General features: G+C 37.0%; 17 protein-coding genes. 13 read left to right on the forward strand and 4 right to left on the reverse strand.

Translation table 11 applies throughout. The features are described from left to right. Position 1 precedes the first annotated feature (1 nt). The 3 genes from yajC to K8P03_RS06745 are packed head-to-tail and all read left to right on the forward strand — an operon-like array spanning position 2 to position 2,348. Positions 2–274 (forward strand): preprotein translocase subunit YajC, encoded by a 273-nt coding sequence (gene yajC, locus K8P03_RS06735; protein ID WP_223419648.1) that lies wholly within the window; start codon positions 2–4, stop codon positions 272–274. Continuing rightward, a complete protein-coding gene (locus K8P03_RS06740; protein ID WP_223419651.1) occupies positions 274–1,920 on the forward strand; it encodes a heparinase II/III family protein in 1,647 nt (548 codons plus the stop codon). The genes yajC and K8P03_RS06740 overlap by 1 nt, the downstream gene beginning before the upstream one ends. An 8-nt stretch (positions 1,921–1,928) precedes the next feature. Continuing rightward, the gene (locus tag K8P03_RS06745) at positions 1,929–2,348 is read left to right on the forward strand and encodes a PTS sugar transporter subunit IIA (RefSeq protein WP_223419655.1); all 420 of its coding nucleotides are present in this window, start codon (positions 1,929–1,931) and stop codon (positions 2,346–2,348) included. A 115-nt stretch (positions 2,349–2,463) separates the two neighbouring features. Here the strand turns inward: K8P03_RS06745 and K8P03_RS06750 are convergent, their stop codons facing one another. Both K8P03_RS06750 and K8P03_RS06755 read right to left on the reverse strand, forming a co-directional pair. Further along, the gene (locus tag K8P03_RS06750) at positions 2,464–4,371 is read right to left on the reverse strand and encodes a fructose-1,6-bisphosphatase (RefSeq protein ID WP_223419658.1); all 1,908 of its coding nucleotides are present in this window, start codon (positions 4,369–4,371) and stop codon (positions 2,464–2,466) included. 75 nt (positions 4,372–4,446) lie between these two features. Then, the gene (locus tag K8P03_RS06755; RefSeq protein ID WP_223419661.1) at positions 4,447–5,316 is read right to left on the reverse strand and encodes a hypothetical protein; all 870 of its coding nucleotides are present in this window, start codon (positions 5,314–5,316) and stop codon (positions 4,447–4,449) included. A gap of 438 nt (positions 5,317–5,754) precedes the next feature. On the opposite strand from K8P03_RS06755, the gene rpoB reads away from it, so the two are divergent. From rpoB to K8P03_RS06790, 7 genes are all read left to right on the forward strand, one after another. Beyond that, complete coding sequence (rpoB, locus tag K8P03_RS06760) at positions 5,755–9,438, forward strand: DNA-directed RNA polymerase subunit beta (protein WP_223419664.1); 3,684 nt, start codon at positions 5,755–5,757, stop codon at positions 9,436–9,438. 14 nt (positions 9,439–9,452) lie between these two features. Further along, positions 9,453–13,010 carry a DNA-directed RNA polymerase subunit beta' gene (rpoC, locus tag K8P03_RS06765; protein WP_223419667.1) on the forward strand — a complete coding sequence of 1,186 codons (3,558 nt, stop codon included), beginning with the start codon at positions 9,453–9,455 and terminating at the stop codon, positions 13,008–13,010. A 244-nt stretch (positions 13,011–13,254) separates the two neighbouring features. Then, positions 13,255–14,046, forward strand: coding sequence for a sensor histidine kinase (locus K8P03_RS06770; RefSeq protein WP_223419670.1), 792 nt, complete (start codon positions 13,255–13,257; stop codon positions 14,044–14,046). Beyond that, positions 14,046–14,636 carry a response regulator transcription factor gene (locus tag K8P03_RS06775; RefSeq protein WP_223419672.1) on the forward strand — a complete coding sequence of 197 codons (591 nt, stop codon included), beginning with the start codon at positions 14,046–14,048 and terminating at the stop codon, positions 14,634–14,636. The genes K8P03_RS06770 and K8P03_RS06775 overlap by 1 nt, the downstream gene beginning before the upstream one ends. Positions 14,637–14,801: 165 nt before the next feature. Next, on the forward strand, positions 14,802–15,485 hold the full coding sequence (locus tag K8P03_RS06780) for a Type 1 glutamine amidotransferase-like domain-containing protein (protein ID WP_223419675.1): 684 nt from the start codon (positions 14,802–14,804) through the stop codon (positions 15,483–15,485). A 112-nt stretch (positions 15,486–15,597) separates the two neighbouring features. Further along, complete coding sequence (locus tag K8P03_RS06785) at positions 15,598–16,374, forward strand: class I SAM-dependent methyltransferase (RefSeq protein WP_012797129.1); 777 nt, start codon at positions 15,598–15,600, stop codon at positions 16,372–16,374. Between the two features lie 178 nt (positions 16,375–16,552). After that, positions 16,553–17,104, forward strand: a complete 552-nt coding sequence (locus K8P03_RS06790; protein WP_223419677.1) for a GNAT family N-acetyltransferase — start codon at positions 16,553–16,555, stop codon at positions 17,102–17,104. Positions 17,105–17,185: 81 nt separating this feature from the next. On the opposite strand, the gene K8P03_RS06795 is transcribed toward K8P03_RS06790, so the two are convergent. Continuing rightward, positions 17,186–18,307, reverse strand: a complete 1,122-nt coding sequence (locus tag K8P03_RS06795; RefSeq protein ID WP_223419680.1) for an aldo/keto reductase — start codon at positions 18,305–18,307, stop codon at positions 17,186–17,188. A 103-nt stretch (positions 18,308–18,410) separates the two neighbouring features. Between K8P03_RS06795 and K8P03_RS06800 the strand changes: the two genes are divergently transcribed. The 3 genes from K8P03_RS06800 (at position 18,411) to K8P03_RS06810 (ending at position 22,138) form a co-directional block, all read left to right on the forward strand. Continuing rightward, positions 18,411–19,679: a ClC family H(+)/Cl(-) exchange transporter gene (locus K8P03_RS06800; RefSeq protein WP_223419684.1), complete on the forward strand. Its 1,269-nt coding sequence runs from the start codon at positions 18,411–18,413 to the stop codon at positions 19,677–19,679. A 123-nt stretch (positions 19,680–19,802) separates the two neighbouring features. Next, positions 19,803–20,696: a class B sortase gene (locus K8P03_RS06805; protein ID WP_223419687.1), complete on the forward strand. Its 894-nt coding sequence runs from the start codon at positions 19,803–19,805 to the stop codon at positions 20,694–20,696. Between the two features lie 104 nt (positions 20,697–20,800). Beyond that, positions 20,801–22,138 (forward strand): MATE family efflux transporter, encoded by a 1,338-nt coding sequence (locus tag K8P03_RS06810; protein ID WP_223419689.1) that lies wholly within the window; start codon positions 20,801–20,803, stop codon positions 22,136–22,138. 67 nt (positions 22,139–22,205) lie between these two features. On the opposite strand, the gene K8P03_RS06815 is transcribed toward K8P03_RS06810, so the two are convergent. Then, a complete protein-coding gene (locus K8P03_RS06815; protein WP_223419692.1) occupies positions 22,206–22,628 on the reverse strand; it encodes a PPC domain-containing DNA-binding protein in 423 nt (140 codons plus the stop codon). Positions 22,629–22,650 lie beyond the last annotated feature (22 nt).

Consider the following 22,650-nt stretch of genomic DNA (forward strand, 5'->3'; position numbering starts at 1 on the left):
GATGACAAAAAAAGAATGGCTTATCATTCTAGTGATGTATTTTAGTTTTTGGGCTTATCTTGCAATTGATAAGTACAAGCAAAAGAAAATGCTTGAAGAAGCAATAAAAAGTCAAGATGAGCTTCCAAAACTATCAAAGGGTGACAGAGTAATCACTGTTGCCGGTATTTACGGCAGGGTAGATGAGATCAAAGGTCAAACAATCATCCTAGAAATTGATAAGGAAGCTAAGATGGAAGTAAGCAAAAATTCTATATTAAATAAGGTTGTATAATGAATGATTTATATAAGGCGAATTTAATACTAGATGATATATTCGTTTTTGATGAAAATGGAGATATGGAGAAGTCCCATCTAGAGGTGAAAAATACGCCTCTAGATTGGGATTTTTGTCCTAATGGGGACCAGGAATGGACCTTCATGCTTAACCGTTTTACCTACCTAGATGTCCTAAGTAGGGCCTATAGGGAAAGTTCGGATCCGGTTTATATCAAGAAAGGCCTAGCCTTAATTGAAGATTGGATCGATAAGGTTAAGCTTATTCCTTCAAAGAAAACCAGGACCCTCGATACGGGAATGAGGATATATCACTTTATTAAATTCCTTACAGATAATAAGATTGATGATAAAAGTTTATTAAATAAAATTAACCAAAGTATAAAAGACCAAATATTTTATCTAAAAGACCAATACATAGAAAAATATGACTTGAGCAATTGGGGCCTTGTCCAGGTTATAGCAATAGCTATAGCTGGTCTTTACTTTAAAAATGATCAAATGTATGAAAAAGCCATGGAAAAATACGAGGAGATGATGGCTATCCAATATATGGATGACCACTCAATCCACTGGGAAAGATGCCTTGGCTATCATAACTTTATGGTATTGTGGCTATTAAGACTAAGCGAATATGAGAAAGCTTGTGGACTTGAAATAAGTCATAAAGATCAGCTAAGAAAAATCGCGGAGACCACTTTAATAACCACAGATCTTGATGGTAAGGAATTAAACAATGGTGACTCCGACTTAACTGACACGGGTTTTCTTCTTGACTATTATAAGGAGATTTTTGAAGAAGATATAAAGGTAGGAAGTCAAAAATTATTTGGGGACTATGGTTTATATGTTGAAAAGAAGGCTGGAGCATTTTTAGCCTCTTTCAATCAAAATATGGCATCTAACCATAGCCACGGAGATTTCACACATTTTACCTATCAAAAAGACGGAATTAGGATTCTAGATGGGGGTAGGTACACCTACACAGAAAGTGAAGAAAGAGAATACCTAAAGCTATTTGCCCATAATAATGTGATTGTTGATGATAAATCATCCATGGGATATGTATCTTCTTGGGAAACCAATGCCTATCCGCTTATAAATCCTATATATTATAAGAAAAATAGGCATACTTTTGTGGAAATGTCTTATTTTGATAACTCTAGAGAAATATTTTCAAAAAGAAGGATGTTTTTCCTTGAAAATGGAGATTTGATTGTCTTTGATCAAATAAAGGCGAAGGGTAGGCATAAGGCTAAAACAAATATCCTAGCTAAGGGATTAAATGATGAAAATATCATGGTAAATAGAGACTTTTCTCTAGGAAATGATGGCTACTATTCTACTGAATATAACAGCCTAGAGCCTTGTCAGAAATTATCCATAAATGAGGATTTTGAGGATACCTATACCCAATGTATGATATTTGGCAATAAGGATGAGTATGAATTTATCAAAGTTTCTAGAAACAAGGTAGACTTGACAGAAGATGAAGCAGTTGCAATCAAGACCAAGGATGGGGTTATTGTAAATATTTTTGAAGAAATTACAAATTCTCCAAGGGTTTTTACTGCCGGAGGGATAAAATTTCACGCCAGGTCAGCTGTTTTATATGGACAAAGTGATATAGAAATCTATAAGTAGGAGGAAAAATGATTGGATTAATAATGTCAGCCCATGGTCAGTATGCAAGCGGTCTAAAAACCGGCTTAGACCTAGTGGTTGGTAGCAGTGAAAATATCAAAGTTCTAGATTTTACGGGAGATGAAATAGATAAGTATAGGCAAGATTTTGAAACTTTAATTAAGGAAATGCTTGAAAAATACGATAGCCTTGCCATAGCTACAGATATAGCAGGCGGAACACCATACAACACAGCAGTTATGCTAACAAGTGATAATGCCAAGGTAAGTGTATTTTCTGGCCTAAACTTCCAATTAGCCTACGAATTGTCTAATATGGAAAACAACCTTGCTGAGAACAATGAAAAATCAATCGAAGTTGCAAGAGAAGGTATTTCATATTTTAAAATAGAAAATGATGCCGATACATCTTTTGAAGGCGGAATCTAAAATTAGAAAAAAATTTGATTTCAAATGACAAAAAACCACCCCTACTAGTATTTACTAGCAGAGGTGGTTTTTTCTTGTGATTTTACTATTAAAAAATAATTTTCTTATTTTAATCTTACCAATCGTCTCTTTCGTCATAAAGGTCTAGGAGTTCTTCTAGGATTTTTATTTTCTTTTCTTTGGCTCTTCCTTTGTCGGTGTCGCGTCTTAGCATCCTTGGGTTCATTATTTCTACTTCCTTGATATTTGGGGTGTAGGATGAAACCTTGTTTGTGATTGATTCATAGGATTTGTGTTCGGCGAGAGCAACGTGGTGAGAATTAAATACAAGGGTGTAGCCAGCGATGCCGGTTTTTGCCTGATAAGGTTTGGAGATGCCGCCGTCTATGACGTAGAGTTTGCCGCCTGCCTTGATTGGACTTTCTCCTGCTTCTGTAATTACTGGCACGTGGCCGTTTACGATCCTACGTCTTTTGCCTTCGACCTTAAATTCGTCGAGAATTTTATCTACGATTTCTTCTTTTTCACAAAGATCGTAGTAAGGATTTGGATATTCTTTTCTTAATTTTTTATCATCTATAAAGATATTTTCAAAATAAGAATACTGGCTCTTGCCAAAAATTGGTGAATATCTGCCGCTTATCAAGTACCACATCATATCCTTGGCCTTAAGGCTGTTTGTGTAATAAGCGTCCCTTGCGACTTTGTCAAAATAATCCATGAGGCCCTTGCCCTTGTAGGTTACACCTTCAAGCTCAACTTCCTGGAAGTCACCATCAGAAGTGAGTGGAATACAACCGTGGAAGAGGAGGGACCCATTTTCAACCTTGTACATGGCTCCGTTTTTGTAAAGAAAATCCATGTGCTTGTTGAGTTTGTCGTTTTTCATAAAGTCCTGTTTTAGGATGTTTATTACGGTTTTTTCTTCTTTAGTGAGTTTTGCAGGATTTTTTGGGTCTATGGTAGGGAAGTTTGTATCCTTAAGTTTGGCACCCTTGTAGGTCATGGTTTTAAAATCTATGAACTTTAGGGAGTTTCTATCTTCCATGCCCATGTCAGGATTTCTCTCAATTAGGGCGTAGTCAAGCTTAAACCTAATTATGGAAATGGCCTTGTACATCTTGGCGGCAGCGTCGGTTGTGATGTTGTCGTAGATGTTGTCATCGTAAATCCTTGGGGCAAAACATGCGCAAGGATCATCGCCATAGGTTTCCATGGCAAATTCAAAAAGGACTCTGAGGTTGATGCCATAGCCGTCTTCGAGCATATCGAAGTTGTTATATTTGATAGCATCTGCGACACAGGCTGCGATTAAGGCTGTATTACCTGCGCAAGCTCCCATCCAGGCAATGTCGTGGTTGCCCCATTGGAAGTCAACACTTGGGAAGGTCAACAGCTCATCCATAATAATATGTGGAGATGGGCCCCTGTCGTAGATGTCGCCAACTATGTGGAGTTTGTCGACAGATATTCTTTGGATAAGTGTGCAAATTACCTTGATAAAATCGAAGGCAACATCGTATTTGACAATATTTGTAACAAGGGATTCGTAGTAGGCCTTCTTGTTGTATTCGGCATCGTTGGTGTATAGAAGCTCGTCTAGGATTAGGCTGTATTTTTGTGGGAATTTCCTTTTGACATAGTCCTTTGGATACTTGGTTGAAACGAACTTGAGGAGGTTTATTAACCTGTGGATGGTAATTGTTAGGTAATCTTTGGAAATTTTATCTTCTGTCTTTAGGGATTTATAAACCAGGTCTGGGTCATATATTAGCTGGGCTAGGGCGTCTTGGTCCTTTTTTTCAAGGGTGTCACCAAAGAGTTTTTGGATTTTATCCCTAATATTACCTGAAGCAGACCTTAGTAAATGCAAAAAGGCATCGCTTTCCCCATGTATATCAGAAAAGAAATATTCTGTGCCCTTAGGGAGTCTTTGCTGGGCATTTAGGAGGATGAGTTCGTCCTTGATTGCATTTTTGTCTGGGTAGAGGCTTTTGATTATGCTTTGGTAAGTTTTGTCCATAATATCTCCTTTATAATTTTTGTACTTAAAAAGGCCAGGCTCCCAAGGCTTTCGCCTTAAGAGCGCAAAGCCCCCTTAGTCTTCTTTTCCTACAAAATTTGACTTGTCGTAGATTTTTTCTTCTTCTTGTTTTTTGAAATCAGCTGCAAGATCTGGGTCGTAGGTTTCCTCGCTAGATCCCTTATCTTCAACAACTTTGTTTACTATTTTATTTGTTTCCTTGATGTCTCCTAAAGTTGTAGGATTTTCTTTGGCGAGTTTTTCCTCAGCATCTTTTTCGGCTTGAGTTTTTAAATCTTCGCTAGAATCGTATGTTTCTACCTCTGTGCCAAGATCGGTATCTTCCTTAATAAGTTGGCTAGTTTTTGAAACAATATTGCCATCAACTTCTGTTTGGTCTTTTTTTATAATGTTGACATTATCGTCTTCCTTAAAATCAAGTTTGATAGGATCTTCTTTTGAATTTGAATCGCTAGGACCAGTTTTAACTTCTATATATTCAGTCTTCTTTTCTGGAATTTCTGTATTGTAAGAGCCTCTAAACTTTGCAATCAAGCCAAAGAGGGAATTTATGACCAAAAGTCCGTTGAAACCTATTAGGATATAAAGGAGTTTTTCTCTTAAATAAAGGAAGAGAAAAGCATCGCAAGCCAAAAATATTAGGCCAAAAAATACATTAGCCAAATGGCCCTTGCCATTTTCCCCTGCCTTAAAAATAGAACGGGTAATTGCTGTATTTATGACAAAGGCAAGGATTAAAACTCCTAGGGCAAGGGGTTTTATAATGGCGCTGGAAATATTATTTATGCCTAAAAGGTCAACAGTTGCTAGAAATAGGTGGTTGTCAACAAAGATTACAAAGCCTATGGCAAAAAGTGCGAGAATGCTAATTATAGACCTGAATAATCCTGTAATTATGCTAAAAAATTTTATAAAGTCTTTCATAAGTCCTCCATTATATACATTATATCATAAAATTTGAATTGTTTATATATTTTTAACTCGTATAATATAAATAAGTTTAAAAGGGGAGGGACTTATATATAGAAGGAATTTTTGAAAAGAAAAATAATTTAATCCTTAATTTCAATAATGATTTCTATAAATAAGTCGCTTTTTTATTTTCCCTTAAAATTTGTCATTTTTTGGTGAAAAAACTTCTTCTAACCATTGACAAATGCTAATAAACTCATATCATATTTGGATAGTATGTAAAAAAGTTTAGAAAAAAGGTTAAAATAAAGGAGAAATCTTGATAAATATCTTGAAGGTTGATTGTTTTAGAGTACAATATACAATTGCTAGAAATCTATTTATCGAGATTTTTTTATCTCAAAAGGCAAATTTTATTTGTCCTATTTTTGCAGAAAGTAAGGAGTAAGAATGGCCCAATATCATAAAAAGTTATATGGGAAAACAGAGAGAATGTCATTCTCAAAGTTTCCTGAAGTCTTGGATTTACCAAATTTATTAAAAGTTCAAAAAGACTCATATGAGTGGTTTATAAATGAAGGTCTGGGAGAAATCTTAGAAGACATTTCCCCAATAGAAGACTACAATGGCAAACTAAGCCTAGAATTTACAGGTTATGAGTTTGACGAAGAACCAAAATATAGCCTAAAAGAAGCTAAATACAAAGACCTAACCTATGCTAGAGACCTAAAGGTTATGGCTATTTTATTTAATAAAGAAACTGGTGAGATCAAAAGACAAGAAGTTTTCATGGGTGATTTCCCAATGATGACTGATTCTGCAACCTTTGTTATAAATGGTGCAGAAAGAGTAATAGTAAGCCAGTTAGTCAGATCTCCAGGTGTTTACTATGCAGAAGAAACAGACAAGAGCGGGGATAAGCAATATTCATCTACAGTTATTCCTAACAGGGGAGCTTGGATTGAATTTGACACAGACGCTAGCCACACTGTAAACGTAAGGCTTGATAGGACTAGAAAGCTACCTGCTACTACCCTTGTGCGTGCCCTTTTGTTTGATACAGATGAAGAAATTATAAAGGCCCTTGGTGATACCAAGCACTTAAGAAATACCCTTGAAAAGGAAAATTCTGAAAATAGTGAAGAAGCCCTAATAGAAATATACAGAAAATTAAAACCAGGTGACCCTGCTTCACTTGAGTCAGCTACTACCCTTATTAATAACCTACTTTTTGATGATAGAAGGTATGATTTAGCAAGAGTTGGTAGATACAAATACAACCTAAAACTTGCCCTTGCCCCAAGAATTGCAGGCGAAGTGGCAGCAGAAGATGTTGTCGATACAGAAACAGGTGAAATCTTTGTAAAAGCTGGAGACCTAATTAGCGAAGAAGTTGCCCTTGAGATTGAAAACTCAGGTATTGTTTCAGTTGATATTAGAAAATTAAATTCAGATGGCGAAGAAGTTGTCCTAAAAATCGTGGGTAATAATTTCGTTGATATTCACGCCTTTGATAGACTTGAAGGCCTTGATATAGATTTCGATGACTTTAGCGAAAAAGTTTACTACCCAGTAATGACTGAAATCATTGAAGAAGCTGAAAATGACGAAGAATTAGTAAAGATGATGCAAAGAAGAAAGAAAGAACTTTCTCCAAAGCACATCACAAAATCAGATATACTCGCAGTTGTAAACTACCAATTTAACCTCTTTGAAGGTGTTGGTGAAACTGATGATATTGACCACTTAGGAAACCGTCGTGTAAGAGGTGTTGGAGAATTACTTCAAAACCAATTTAGGGTAGGCCTAGCTAGGATGGAAAGAGTTGTTCGTGAAAGAATGACCACCCAAGATCCTGATATAGCAACCCCACAAGGCCTAATCAATATCAAGCCAGTTACAGCTGTTATTAAGGAATTCTTTGGTTCATCCCAATTATCACAGTTCATGGACCAAACTAACCCAATGAGTGAATTAACCCACAAGAGGAGACTTTCAGCCCTAGGCCCAGGCGGTCTTTCAAGAGATAGGGCAGGCGTTGAAGTAAGGGACGTTCACGATTCTCACTACGGAAGAATTTGTCCAATAGAGACTCCAGAAGGACCAAACATCGGTCTTATCACATCTCTAACAACCTATGCAAGAGTTAATAAATACGGCTTTATCGAAACCCCATACAGGGTTGTTAAGGAAGGCGGTCTGGTAACAGACGAAATCGACTACCTAACAGCAGACGTTGAAGATAACTTCATCATTGCCCAAGCCAACGAACCATTAGATGAGAACAACAGATTTGTAAATGAGAGAGTTTCTGGTCGTGGTTACAGGGGTGAAAATGATATTTATCCAAGAGATTCTGTTCAATACATGGACGTTTCTCCACAGCAGATCGTATCTGTAGGAGCATCATTAATCCCATTCTTAGAAAACGACGACTCAACCCGTGCCCTTATGGGTGCCAACATGCAACGTCAGGCAGTGCCACTTATAAAATCTGCTGCACCTATTGTAGCAACAGGTATTGAGCACAGGGCTGCTAAGGATTCCGGTGTATGTGTTGTTTCAAAAACAGACGGAAAAGTAGTTTACGTTTCAGCTGATAAGATTAAAGTAAAACCAAAAAACGGCGACGTTATTACTTACGATCTTCTTAAATTTGAAAGAGCCAACCAAGGTACAACAATAAACCAAAGACCAATTGTAAAATTGGATGATGAAGTTAAAGAAGGCCAAGTCCTTGCAGATGGACCATCTACTGACAATGGCGAACTTGCCCTTGGTAAAAATATCCTTATTGCATTTACAACTTGGGAAGGCTACAACTTCGAGGACGCTATGCTCCTTAACGAAGAGCTAGTAATTAACGATGTTTTAACATCAGTTCACATCGAAGAACACGAATGTGAAGCCAGAGAAACCAAGCTTGGTGCAGAAGAAATTACCAAAGATATACCAAATGTCGGCGACGATATGAAAAAAGACCTCGACGAAAATGGTGTTATCAGAATTGGTGCTGAAGTAACAAGCGGTGACATCCTTGTTGGTAAGGTATCTCCAAAGGGAGAAACTGAACTATCTCCAGAAGAAAGACTTCTACGTGCAATTTTCGGTGAAAAAGCTAGAGAAGTTAGAGATACATCACTAAAAGTTCCTCACGGTGAAAAGGGAATCGTAGTTGATGTTAAGGAATATAACAAAAAAGACGGAGACGAACTATCTCCAGGTGTAAATAAAGTAATCAGAGTTTATGTAGCTACCAAGAGAAAAATCATGGTAGGAGATAAGATGTGTGGTCGTCACGGTAACAAGGGTGTCGTTTCAAGGATTTTACCAAGAGAAGACATGCCATTTTTACCAGACGGAACACCTATCCAAATCTGCCTAAACCCACTAGGTATCCCATCTCGTATGAACTTAGGTCAGGTACTTGAAGTTCACATGGGTCTTGCAGCGAGAACACTTGGCTGGAAGATAGCAACACCAGTATTTGATGGTGCTATGGATACAGAAATCGAAGAAGTATTAGAAGAAGCAAAGAAAATCGCTCCTTACGTTAATAAAACAGGTAAGATTAAGCTTCGTGACGGAAGAACTGGACTAGAGTTTGAGAACCCAGTAACAGTCGGCGTTATGTACATGCTTAAGCTTCACCACATGGTAGAAGAAAAAATCCACGCTAGGTCAATCGGACCATACTCACTTGTAACCCAACAACCACTTGGTGGTAAGGCCCAATTCGGTGGCCAGAGGTTTGGTGAGATGGAGGTTTGGGCACTTGAAGCCTATGGTGCAAGCCACACCCTCCAAGAGATCCTAACTGTAAAATCCGATGACGTTACAGGAAGAGTTAAGACCTACGAATCAATAGTTAAGGGAGAAAATATCCCAGAGCCAGGTACACCAGAATCATTCAAAGTTTTAGTAAAAGAGCTTCAATCACTAGCCCTTGACGTAGAACTATTAGATGAAAGTGGAGATGTAGTTGAGCTTAAGGAAAATATTGACGAACAAGATAGGTTCTCCCAAGTAGAAAAGATAGATGCGTCTAAGATTAGAAACCAAAGCAAACTCTTAGCTAAGGCTAATGCCCCTCAGGAAGAAACAGAGGCAGAAGAAGAAGCTAGCGAAGCTTAGGAGAAGGGAAGTTTATGAGCGAATTAAATCAATTTTATGGGATGAGGATGAAAGTTGCATCCCCAGAAAGAATAAGAAGCTGGTCTCATGGCGAGGTTAAAAAACCTGAAACTATAAACTATAGGACCCTTAAACCTGAGAAAGACGGCCTTTTCTGCGAAAAGATTTTCGGCCCAACCAAGGATTACGAATGTTCTTGTGGTAAATACAAGAGAATGAGATATAAGGGTGTCGTTTGTGAAAAGTGTGGGGTTGAAGTAACCAAGTCTAAGGTCAGACGTGAGAGAATGGGCCACATCGAGCTTGCAGCTCCAGTTTCTCACATTTGGTTCTTTAAGGGAATTCCATCAAAGATGGGACTCTTACTTGACATGAGCCCAAGAGTGTTGGAAAAAATCCTCTACTTTGCATCATACGTAGTAATAAATCCAGGTTCTACAGACCTTGCAGTTAAGCAAGAAATCTCAGAAACTGAATACCAAGATATATTAGAAGAATATCCAGATGACACAGAATTTAAGGCAGCCATGGGTGCTGAAGCTGTCAAGGAGCTTCTTCAAAACATTGACCTTGAAAAGGAATACCAACTACTATTAAAAGAACTTGACGAATCTTCAAACCAAAAGAAGGTTAGAGTTTCAAGACGTCTTGAAGTAGTAGATGCCTTTTTAACAAGCGGAAATAAACCAGAATGGATGATCCTAGATGTTCTTCCAGTTATGCCACCTGAGCTTAGACCAATGGTCCAACTAGAAGGTGGTAGGTTTGCAACCTCCGACCTAAACGACCTATACAGAAGAGTTATAAACAGAAATAACAGACTAAAAAGACTTCTTGATATAGGTGCACCAGAAATTATCGTTAGAAATGAAAAGAGAATGCTCCAAGAAGCAGTTGACGCCCTAATCGACAACGGTCGTAGGGGCAGGGCTGTAACTGGCGCTTCTAATAGAAATATGAAGTCCCTATCAGACCTTCTTAAAGGTAAATCTGGTAGGTTTAGACAAAACCTTCTTGGTAAGAGAGTTGACTACTCAGGCCGTTCTGTAATCGTAGTTGGTCCAGACCTTAAATTTAACCAATGCGGTCTGCCACAAGAGATGGCCCTTGAGTTATTTAAGCCATTTATCATGAACAAGGTTGTTGAAAAAGAAATGGCTCACAACCTTAAAACTGCCAAGAAAATGGTAGAGAAAAAAGACCCAAGAGTTTATGAAGTCCTAGAAGAAGTCATCAAGGACCACCCAGTTTTACTAAACCGTGCTCCGACTCTTCACAGGCTTGGTATCCAAGCTTTTGAGCCAATCCTTGTAGAAGGAAAGGCAATTAAGCTTCACCCATTAGCTTGTAACGCCTTCAACGCCGACTTCGATGGTGACCAGATGGCTATCCACTTACCACTATCAAACGAAGCTCAAATTGAAGCAAGACTTCTAATGATGTCAACCAACAATATTCTTGGTCTTAAGGACGGTAAGCCTATTACCACACCTTCACAGGATATGGTGCTAGGTGCTTATTACCTAACAACAATCAAGGAAGGCGCCAAGGGCGAGGGTATGGTTTTCGAATCAACCAACGAAATGAAAAAAGCCCTAGTTGCGGGCATCGTTGAATACCAATCAAAAATTGGTGTTAGAGTAAAAAAAGACGATATGGATCCAGGTAAGATTGTCCATTCAACAGTTGGTAGGTTCATCTACAACGAAGGCCTTCCACAAGATTTGGGCTATGTAAATAGAAAAGAAGATCCATATTCACTTGAAGTTGATACCCTAATCGACTCAGGTATGCTAAAAGAAATTATCGATAAGTGTTTTAGAAAACATGGCAATATCAAGACTGCAGAAGTCCTAGATTACATCAAACAAACAGGATATAAATACTCAACCCTATCAGGTCTAACAGTTTCTATGGATGACGTAAAGATTCCAGCAGAAAAATGGAACCTAATAGCTGAGGCAGATGCTGCAGTTGATAAATACGATAAACTTTACAGACGTGGTCTAATAACTGACCAAGAAAGATACGAAAAAGTAATCGAAATCTGGCAAGATACCACAAATAAGGTAACAGATGCCCTTCTTGCAGACCTTAAAGATGATAACAACATCAAGATCTTTGCGGACTCTGGTGCCCGTGGTTCTACAAACCAGATTAGACAGCTAGGCGCTATGCGTGGACTTATGAGTCAGGCCGATGGTAAGATTATTGAAATTCCAATCAAGGCTAACTTTAGAGAGGGTCTTTCTGTACAAGAATACTTTATCTCAACCCACGGTTCTCGTAAGGGTCTAACAGATACAGCCCTAAGAACTGCCGACTCAGGTTACCTAACACGTAGGATGGTAGATATTTCCCAAGACGTTATCGTTACAGAAGATGACTGCCATTCAGATGGTTTTGTAATTGCCCACGAATTTAAAGACGGCAACGAATTAATCGAAGACTTAAGAACAAGGATTGTTGGCCGTACATCTTTTGAAGATATCAAAGATGAATCGGGAGAAATCATTGTTCACAAAGACGAAGTAATAGATGAAGATTTGGCTGATAAGATTGTAGGAGCTGGCATTAAGGAAGTAAAACTAAGGTCAGTTCTAGAATGTAAGGCTAAACAAGGTGTTTGTGCGAAATGTTACGGTAGGAACCTTGCAACAGGCAAGCACGTAAACATGGGAGAAGCAGTTGGTATCATCGCTGCCCAATCAATCGGTGAGCCGGGTACCCAGCTAACCATGAGAACCTTCCACTCCGGTGGTATCGCAGGCGTTGGAATTACCCAAGGTCTTCCAAGGGTTGAGGAGCTTTTTGAAGCTCGTAAACCAAAGGGTCTTGCCTTCATCGCAGCCAATTCAGGAACAGTTTCACTAATCCAAAACGATAAGAAAACTGACGTTGAAATCACAAATGCTGATGGAACATCCCAAAAATACAACATTCCATTTGGTTCAAGAATCTTAGTTAAAGACGGCGAAGAAGTTCAAATCGGAGCCCAACTAACAGAAGGTTCCCTAGATCCACACGACGTCCTTGACGTATTAGGCAAGGTTGGAGTTCAAGATTACATCACCAAGGAAGTCCAAAAAGTATATAGGCAACAAGGTGTTGAAATCGACGACAGGCACATAGAAGTAATTGCTCGTCAGATGCTAAAGAAAGTTAAAATCCTTGAATCAGGCGACACAGAATTCTTGCCAGAAAGCTTGCAAGATAGGCGTGAAGTTGATATCGTAAATGATAAAATGAAAGAAGCTGGCAAAAAGCCTGCCATCTACGAACAAGAACTCCTTGGAATCACCAAGGCATCTCTTGCGACAGATTCATGGCTATCAGCAGCATCTTTCCAAGAAACAACAAGAGTTCTAACAGATGCTTCGATTAAGGGCAAGGTAGACGACCTAAGAGGTCTAAAGGAAAATATCATCATCGGTAAGCTAATCCCAGCAGGAACTGGTCTAAAATACTACAACGACGTAGAAATAGACTATGAAACCAAAGAATTAGAAGACGAACAGATAAAAGCCAACCTTGAATTAATAGAAGCAGAAGAAGAAACTGAAGAAGTATAAAAATAAAAGGCCCCTCGTGGGTCTTTTTTATTTGGAAATTTTGCAGAAAACTACCATAGGCATGAGCTAAGTTAGGAAATATAATAAAAGTGAAAAGAAATATAGAAGATATTTTTAAAAAGATACAATAATTAACAGTCATTCTGACTGAAAAGCCACAAGACTTTGATGAGCAATCTCATAGATTAAAGATTTGTGTACATGTTTTTAAAAATATATTTTTCATAAATATGAGGAGGGAAAAATGAAAACAAGAGAAAAGGGGTTAATAACCTATATTTTATTGACATCTATCTTAGGAGCTCTAACAATGCTATCTATCCCATATGCAATGGCTAAGGAATCTTACCTTTATTATGGTTATGTGGTGGTTTTCTTAACTTGCACAATCATTTCAGGCATGATCTTAAAAAGATACCAGAAAACAGTCAAATATTTTGATCTGGGGGAATATTTAACTAGCCAGCAAGAAGAATTTGCAAGGATAATTCACGATGAAATCATCCAAGACCTTTATGGGATAAGGAATAATTTGAACCTAAAAACTCCAGACCTTGAAAAGGCTAAGGCAATCGCAGAAAATTTGGAAAATAAATCCAGGTCCATAATGACCTATTATAGGGAAAGTCTGATTTCTGATATGAGCCTTAAGGAAAATGTTGAAAGTATTTTCTATGACGTGGAGGCTCTTTACCCAGGCAAAAATTTTGATCTTTCTATTGATATTTCTGAAAGCATTAAGGAACGAAATCCTCAAAGTCTAAGAACTATTCTAATAATTACAAAAGAGCTAATCAACAATATCTACAAACATTCCAAGGGTTCTAAAATAACCTATAAGATGGACTTGGAAGGGGGAGATATTGTATTAAGGGTTACAAGTGATGGGGCGGAATATTTAGATTATAGAAATATTTTAGAATCTAGGGGTGGAGTCTTGTTTATGAAATTTTTGCTAGATTCTTTTGGCGGAGATATAAAATATTACTATAAGGACGGAATATTGAAAACTCAAGTAAGGGTAGGGATTGATTAATGAAGATAATAATTTTAGACGATCATAAAATTTTTGGCGAAAGCCTTCAAAACCTTCTTTTAGAAAGCGATGATATTAATATTTGTGATTTTGTAAGCGATATAGAAGGATTTTATAAAAAAATAGAAACAGATCCCTATGACATCTGTATTTTGGATATTAATCTTGATAAGAATTCGGGTTTTGATGTCCTAAAAGAATTATCAGCAAGAAAAGCAAAATTAAAAACAATAATTTTATCCTCCTACACAAACCCAATCTACAAGAAAAAAGCCCTAGACCTTGGAGCTGCAGGATATATATCAAAGTCCATAGATTCTAAAAGCTTAATCGAAAAAATTTGCCAAATCAATAATGGCTTGTGCACTGGTGATGAAAACATAATCGAAAATCCCCTAACAAAAAGGGAAGAAGAAGTCCTAAAAGCACTATTAACAGGCGAGACAAACACCCAAATAGCCAAAGACCTATTCATAAGCGAACGAACCTTATACCATCATATAGAAAATATTTATGAAAAATTAGGTGTAGAAAATAAGGTGGAATTATATGGAAAAGCTTTAGAATTGGGCTATATCGATGATTTCTAGGTCATATAGCCAAGAAATATAGGCCAATAACTCCTTTACCGTAATAGTTTTATTGGCGTAGTAAGAGGCTTTAATGTTATAATAATTACAGTGGTAATCCTTTAAATAAACGTAAAGGGTTAAATGCTTCTATTAATGAAATGATTTTTAAAGAGGAGACAAATCATGATTATTGCTATTGGTGGTGGGGAAGTATCTCAAAATCAAACTTACGAGATAGATAAATTTATCGTTGGATCATCAAAAAAAGAGAATCCAAATTTTCTATTTATTCCCACAGCAAGTAAAGATGCTGAGCCATACATAAAAACCATTAGTAAATTGTATGAGGGTTTAGGTTGCAAAACTGATACTTTGTATTTATCTACTATAGAAGTAAATAAGGAAGAAATTAATCAAAAGATTGAAAAAGCAGACATAATTTACGTTGGCGGCGGCAATACTGCCTATATGATGGAAGTATGGAAACAATATTCTGTTGATAAGGCACTAATAAAAGCTTATACAAGCGGAAAAGTACTGGCGGGCTTAAGTGCAGGATCTATATGCTGGTTTATAGCAGGTCATAGTGATAGTGAATTTATAGAAGATGTTGAAAGTCCAAAACATAAGTGGGTTAATGGCCTAGGTATAATTCCTTATTTACATTGCCCACACTATGATGAGCCTGAAAGAGCTGGCTTTGATGAGTTTTTTACTGGACAAGTCACAGATGCGATTGCAATAGAAAATCAAGTGGCAGTTGTTTGGGAGAATAATGAACTTAAAGTTATTAAAGCTAACAATAGAAAAAATGCTTATAGACTTTCATGGAGTGATACAGGTTTGAATAAAGAAGTTTTATATTAAGACTTTACATCAGGGTTTCGTGTCATAATTATGACAAGGGCAGATAGTAACGATGAATACAGGATTTTAGCGTCTCTACAAAAAAATAAAATTGAAAAAGTAGGTTAATAAAATGGAAAAATACGTAAAGTTTAATCAGAATAGATGGAACAATGTTTCAAGGAAAAAAGGAAATCCCTATACAGTTCCATTGACAAGTGAAGAGTATAAAGAAGCAATAGAAAATGAATTAAGTGTAGGGTTAACTGTTGGTAAGACAGTTCCTACTGAGTGGTTTGAAAAAGCTAAAGGAAAAAAATTGCTAGGATTGGCCTGTGGAGGCGGGCAACAAGGACCAATTTTTGCAGGAAAAGGCTATGAAACTACAATAATGGATTTTTCTGAAGAACAATTGACGAAAGATAGATTAGTAGCTGAACGAGAAAATATTCAAATTGATACTGTTCATGCAGATATGACGAAACTTTTTCCTTTTGAGGATGAAAGTTTTGATATCATTTTTTGTCCTGTATCGAATGCTTACATTTCTGACTTAGAAAACATGTGGAAAGAGTCATATAGAGTTCTAAAAAAGGGCGGACTATTGATGGTTGGTTATATGAACCCATGGATCTATATGTATGACGGTGATGATGTTTGGGATTCCCCAGATAAAGAACTATTGCTGAAATATTCCTTACCTTATGATTCAAGTGAACTAGAAAAACAAGGAAATATTGAAATCAATCCAGAATACGGTTATGAGTTTAGTCATACACTAGAATCACAAATCGGAGGTCAGTTAAAGGTTGGCTTTGCTATGATCGATTTTTATGAATCAAAGGACAATAGAAACAGATTATCAAAATATGGAAGTGATTATTTAGCAAATTTGTGCATAAAACTATAAACAGAAAATAAATATCCACGGTAATCCTCCTGAACTAGAATTTATATAACCATGAAAGTATTGGATTTGCTTATGATGTACCAGGTGGTTACTCCACTACGGGCGATGCGACGAATTGTAGATTTTCTTTAGAAAAATATTATATAAACGAAAAAACGAATTGTTGGGAGTTGAAACAATGAAATTTGTTACAGAAGAATTTAAGTTAAAAGATGGTAGAGTTTGCAAAATCCGTGAAATCCAAGTAGAGGATGCAGCAGATATGGTAGAATATCTCAAAATTGTTAATGGAGAATCTGATTTTATGAACTCTTATCCAGATGAAATAACTATGACAGCCGAAGAGGAAGAAAAAATGATAAAAGGTTTTAATAAGTCAGAAACTACCCTCATGCTTGTTGTTGAAATGGGAGGAAGGCTTATTGCTAGTGGCACTATTATGAGGCTTAGTAAAAAGAAAATGCGTCACAGGGGAAATGTAGCGCTTGTTGTACTTAAAGAATTTTGGAACTTAGGGATAGGTAAGAAGATTCTTCTATGTCTAGAAAGCTATGCCAAGGATTTGAATCTTTCCCAGATAGAATTAGATTATTACTCTGGTAATAAAAGAGCAAGGGCTCTTTATGATAAAATAGGATTTATTGAGACAGGCAAAACTCCTAATGCCATTATTTTAAAGGATGGAAGAGCATACGATAGTGTAAAAATGGTTAAATGTATTAAAAGTTAGCTCTTTTCAAATATTAGGAAAACCAAGGTGTTAACAAATTATAACAAACAAAAAAGACCCGGCCAGGGTCTTTTTCATTTCTTATTTACTCAAAAATTCATTAGCTTCCCTAAGTCCTTTGATGATTTCTAGGCTTTGTGGGCAGATGTTTTCGCATTTGCCGCATTCTATGCAAGCTTCTGGGTTTACTCCGTCTTTTAGATATTCTTCAAAGGCTTTTTTGGATTTTTCAGCTTCGTCATAAAGAAAAGCATTGTTCCACATTGCAAATACCTTTGGAATGTTGATTTCTACTGTGCATGGCAGGCAATATTCGCAGGCTGTGCAGGCGATTTGTTCTCTTTTTTTATAAATTTCCCTGGCTTTTTCATAAAATTCTTTTTCTTTGTCTGATAAGTTTGGATCTGCACTTGCGATTGCCATATTTTCTGCGACCTGTTCGCTACTATTCATGCCGGATAAAACGGTCATTACATTATCAAGGCTTAGAGGGAATTTAAGGGCAAGTTGGGCAGGGGATAGGTCTGTAAATTCAGCCATGATTTCCCTTATTTTGATAGGGGGATTGGCAAGTCTACCGCCCTTAACAGGCTCCATAATTACCACTGGTATGCCCATTTTCTTGGCTAATTCATAGCCTTTTAATCCTGCTTGCAAGCTTATATCCAAATAATTTAGCTGGATTTGGCAAAAATCCCAGTCATAAGCTTTGATAATTTCTTCGAAAGCCTCGTATTCATCGTGGAAGGAAAAGCCAATATTTTTTACTAGGCCTTTTTCCTTAAGTTCGTTAACAAAGTCAAAGACTCCCAATTCTACCATTTGTCTAAATCTTTTAATATCAAGCGAATGGAGGAGGTAAAAATCAAGATTATTTGTTCTTAGTTTTTCTAATTGTTCATTAAAAATTTTATAAAAATCGTCTTTTTCCTTTACAAGCCAACATGGAAGTTTACTTGCAAGGTAGATTTTATCCCTCAAATTATTTTCTTCTAAAAATTCTCCGACAAATCTTTCGCTCATTTGGTCATGGTAAGGGTAGGCTGTATCGATGTATGTAAGTCCCTTTTCAATGGCTTCTTTGAGGATTTTTGCCGATTCGACCTTGTCAATCTTGGAATTGTCTTCGTCCAGAGTTTTAAATCTCATACATCCAAAACCGAGTCTAGAGATTTTTTCTCCTTTAAAATCAAAATATTTCATTAATTATCCTTTCTTTCTCTTCATATATCATTGTATCATAAGATTGGGGAAAAATTTAATGAAGTTTGTGAAAATTCGGTATAGTAAAATTAAAGGAGATAATATGAAAGAGAAAATATCGTTTAAATCATTACCCGCCTTTGTTATTTTGGGAATTATAACTGGACTTTTAATTGGAATTTTTAAAAAGCTAATCGGATTTCTTGCTAGTTTTATGGATGGATTTTTAGGATCTGGCACAGGAAAAGATAAGCTAATTTTCATGGCCCTTATTATCCTTATTGGTATAATTACTTTTTTTATCTTGAAAAAAGATAAGAACACCAAGGGCTCTGGCATTCCTGTTATGACTGGGATGATGGAGGGAACCATAGAAGTTTCTAGTGAAAAAACCATTGTTGGAAAGTTCATTGCTTCCGTCCTTACAATCGGATCTGGCCTTACAGTCGGTAGGGAAGGCCCTTCAGTCCAACTTGGTGGCCTAGCTGGAGATATAGTAGGGAAGTTTTTTCCAAATACTGATAGGAATTTATTTATAGGATCGGCTGCTTCAGCAGGTTTTGCAGTTGCCTTCAACGCACCTGTGGCATCTTTGATATTTGCTGTTGAGGAGATTTTTAGGACCCATAATTTTTCTACTTTCCTATCCTCAGCCCTTACTATCATATCAGCCACAGTCACATCTGGTCTGGTATTTGGAGACCATCCAAGCCTAGAAAATATACCAGCCTTTGCTAGCATAGATCAAAAATCCTTGACCCTAATCGTGATTTTGGGAATCTTCGCAGGTCTATCTGGAGTTTTATTTAACAAAGTTGTCATAGGTTCAAAATCTATTTACAAAAAAATTGCCTTACCAGAATTAGTAAAATATCTCGCTCCCTTTGTAATTACAGGGCTTGTTTTACTCATAGACCCAAGACTATTCGCTTCTGGTGAAGAATTAATCTACCTACCAAGCGAGGGAAATGAAGAACTAGCGATTCTTATTTATATGTACGGGGCAAAAATTTTACTCCTTGCCCTAGCCTTTGGCATTGGCCTATCAGGTGGATCTTTGGTCCCACTTTTAGCAATCGGGGCGATTTTAGGAAATATTTATGGCACAGCCTTAGCTGACCTTGGTCTGATACCTGTAGAAATGATATATGCAATATCACTAATAGCCATGGCAGGCCATTTTTCAGCCATAGTCAGGACACCAATCACAGCTATTATCCTGATTTTAGAAATGACTGGCGGGGCCTTTTTAAATATTTTATCTCTCGCTGTTGTTTCTTTTGTGGCCTATCTAGTGGCAGAAATGTGTCATTCAAAGCCATTTTACGAAGACCTTTACGAAAGGCTATTAATAACAGAAAAAGCTTCCTAAATTCTAGGAAGTTTTTTTGTGGTCATTTTATTAATATTTATAATTTTTTAAAAACTTGGTAAAAAACTTGTTATTTTCTAGAGAAATGAGATGAAAGGTGTAGAATATAAGCCAGGAGCATATATGAAGAAGAAATATACTTACATATTATGGATTTTTGCCATAATTGGATTCTTCTCTATCTTAAAAAAGACTGACCAAGTAAACCAGGCTTGGGTAGACTCTTACCTGGAAAGAATGCGCTTAGAAGAGTTTTTGAAATCTAGGATTTCCAAGGATAGGGAAGAAGAAATAAAAAAATTAACAAGAAAGGCTGATGAAAAAAGAGCCCAAGCTTTTCTTGATAGAAAAATAAAAGAAAAAACACAAGCAGAATCCCAGGCTGCAGCAAACCATGTAAAAGAATTAGCGAAAAAATATCCCCAAGTTAAGGGCAGGATTATTATTAAGGGTACAGACATAGATTTCCCTGTTGTCCAAGGAACTGACAACGAGTTTTACCTTGACCACGACTACGATAATTCCTATTATATAAACGGCGGAGTCTTTATAGACTATGTCCACAAGGCCGATTTTTCTGATCAAAACACAGTTATTTACGGCCACAATGTGAGAATTGGTTATATTTTCCATGACCTGGATAAGTTTAGGGACAAAAATTTTGTCAAAAACCATTCTGAAATAATTATCGATACGCCTCTGGCAAGGAAGACTTTTGATGTGGTGTGCACCATGGACGTCCATGTTGATGCAGATTACAGGTTCAATTATTACGATGATCAAGAATTTGAGGAATATCTTAAGCTTATAAAGGAAAATAATATTCTTGAAAATAATCCTTTGCCAAAAAAAGAAGATAAGCTTATCACCTTGTCAACTTGTTCGGATATTAAGGATAGGTACGCCATAGTTGCAGTGGAAACAACAGGTAAGTTTGTAAGGCCAAAGGACTTTGATCTCAAAAAACAAATGATCTTAAAAGATAAGAGATCTACTACAAATACTTTTATTGATTAATTAAAATCTTCCTAAAGCCTAGGAAGATTTTTTCTTGTCTATTTTTAATTGAATTTTTTAACTTTTATCATATATTGTTTTGGATTAGAAAAAAAGGAAATTTTATGGATCATTATTTAACAAAGGACTCGCCATCCAAGGCTATTAGCAGGTTTGCCTTGCCAATGGTGGTTGGGTCATTATTTCAACAAATATATACCCTGGTCGATTCGGCTGTGGTTGGCAAATACGTGGGCGAAGCCGCTCTTGCATCTATTGGGGCAAGTTTTGCCCTAACTACGATTTTCATTTGCATCGGAGTTGGTGGCGGTGCTGGGGCTTCGGTTTTAATTGCAAGGTACTTTGGGTCTCGTGATTATAAGAGGATGAAAACTGCTATTTTCACTGCCATTATTGGATTTTTGGTACTTTCCCTTGGCCTTTCAGCTTTTGGTTTGATTTTTTCCAAGGATTTGATGGGACTCCTTAAAACTCCAGAAGAGATTCTTGATATGGCTGTTTTATACCTTAATATTTATTTTTACGGACTGCCATTCTTGTTTATGTATAATATCATCTCGGCCCTTTACCAGGCCCTTGGTGAATCAAAAATACCACTATATTTTTTGATTTTCTCTTCGGTTTTAAATGTCATTTTGGATGTGTATTTTGTAAGAGATTTGGGCTTTGGCCTAGCTGGTGCGGCCTACGCAACACTTCTTGCCCAAGGCCTTTCGGCTGTATTATCATTTTTTGTTTTTCTAAGAAAAATAAAGACCATTAAAACTGAAAAGACCAAGATCTTTGACAAAAGAGAATTTGCTTTAGTTTCAAAACTAGCCCTTCCTTCCATTGTCCAGCAATCTACAATCACCATAGGCCAGCTTTTGGTCCAATCGGTTGTAAATTCCTTTGGGGTAGAAATCTTGGCAGGATTTTCTGCAGCCATGAGGGTAGAAAGCCTGATAATTGTGCCGATTACAAGCCTAGGCAACGCCCTTTCTTCTTATACTTCGCAGAATGTAGGAGCAGAGAAATTAGATAGGTTAGAAAAAGGTCTTAGGGCGTCGCTAATTATGGTTGGGATTTATTCACTCCTAGTTTTTGCCCTTTTAAAAATAAATTCCACTTCAATAATTGCCTTTTTCATGAACGAATCTTCCTCAAATCTTGCCATTGATACTGGCATGGCTTATCTTAACTTTATTGGATTTTTCTTCGTCCTTGTAGGATCCAAACACTGTATAGACGGCGTTTTAAGAGGCCTTGGAGATGTGAGAGTTTTCACCTTTGCCAATATTGTAAATTTATTTATCAGGGTAAGCCTATCAATGACCCTAGCCCACAAGATTGGAATAGGCATGGTCTGGTACGCAGTGCCATTAGGTTGGCTTGCTAATCTCTTAATTTCAAGCCTATATTATGGTCACACTAAGAAGAGAGGTTATGAGCTTAGCTTTTAAAATGTTATAGAAAAATAGACCCTAGCAGAATATACAAGCTGCTAGGGTCTTTCACTTTCAAAAAAATTTAATTAAAATCAAGTAGGTTGATTCCTATGTCTTCGTCCATTTTTCTACCAACCCAACCGTCGATAATGTCGATTACCATTTCACAAGTCACGCTGATATGTGCGGAAATTAGGTGTCCGCCAAGTCCATGGCCTTCATGGTCAGATGCGGATATGTGGAGGTGGGGATAGTATTTTCCTTCCTTGGTGGTTATAGTTCCATTTATACCGAGGATTTCAAACACGCCCTTAAAATTTTTTTCTGTATAGGACTTATCATCCACCTTATAGACACCAATAGTAAAGTCATCTGTAGCCCCGATGGCGGATATGGATGCTAGTTTTATGTCTTCTTTGAGGGCGAGGGTTTTAAGGGCTTGGTGGACTTCTTCGCCTCTGTCAAACCTTGCGACTATTTTGCTTCCAAATCTTCTGTAATCCATAAAAATCCTTTCTATTGGCCAG

It is taken from the genome of Anaerococcus murdochii, from assembly GCF_019957155.1.
GTDB lineage: Bacteria > Bacillota > Clostridia > Tissierellales > Peptoniphilaceae > Anaerococcus > Anaerococcus murdochii.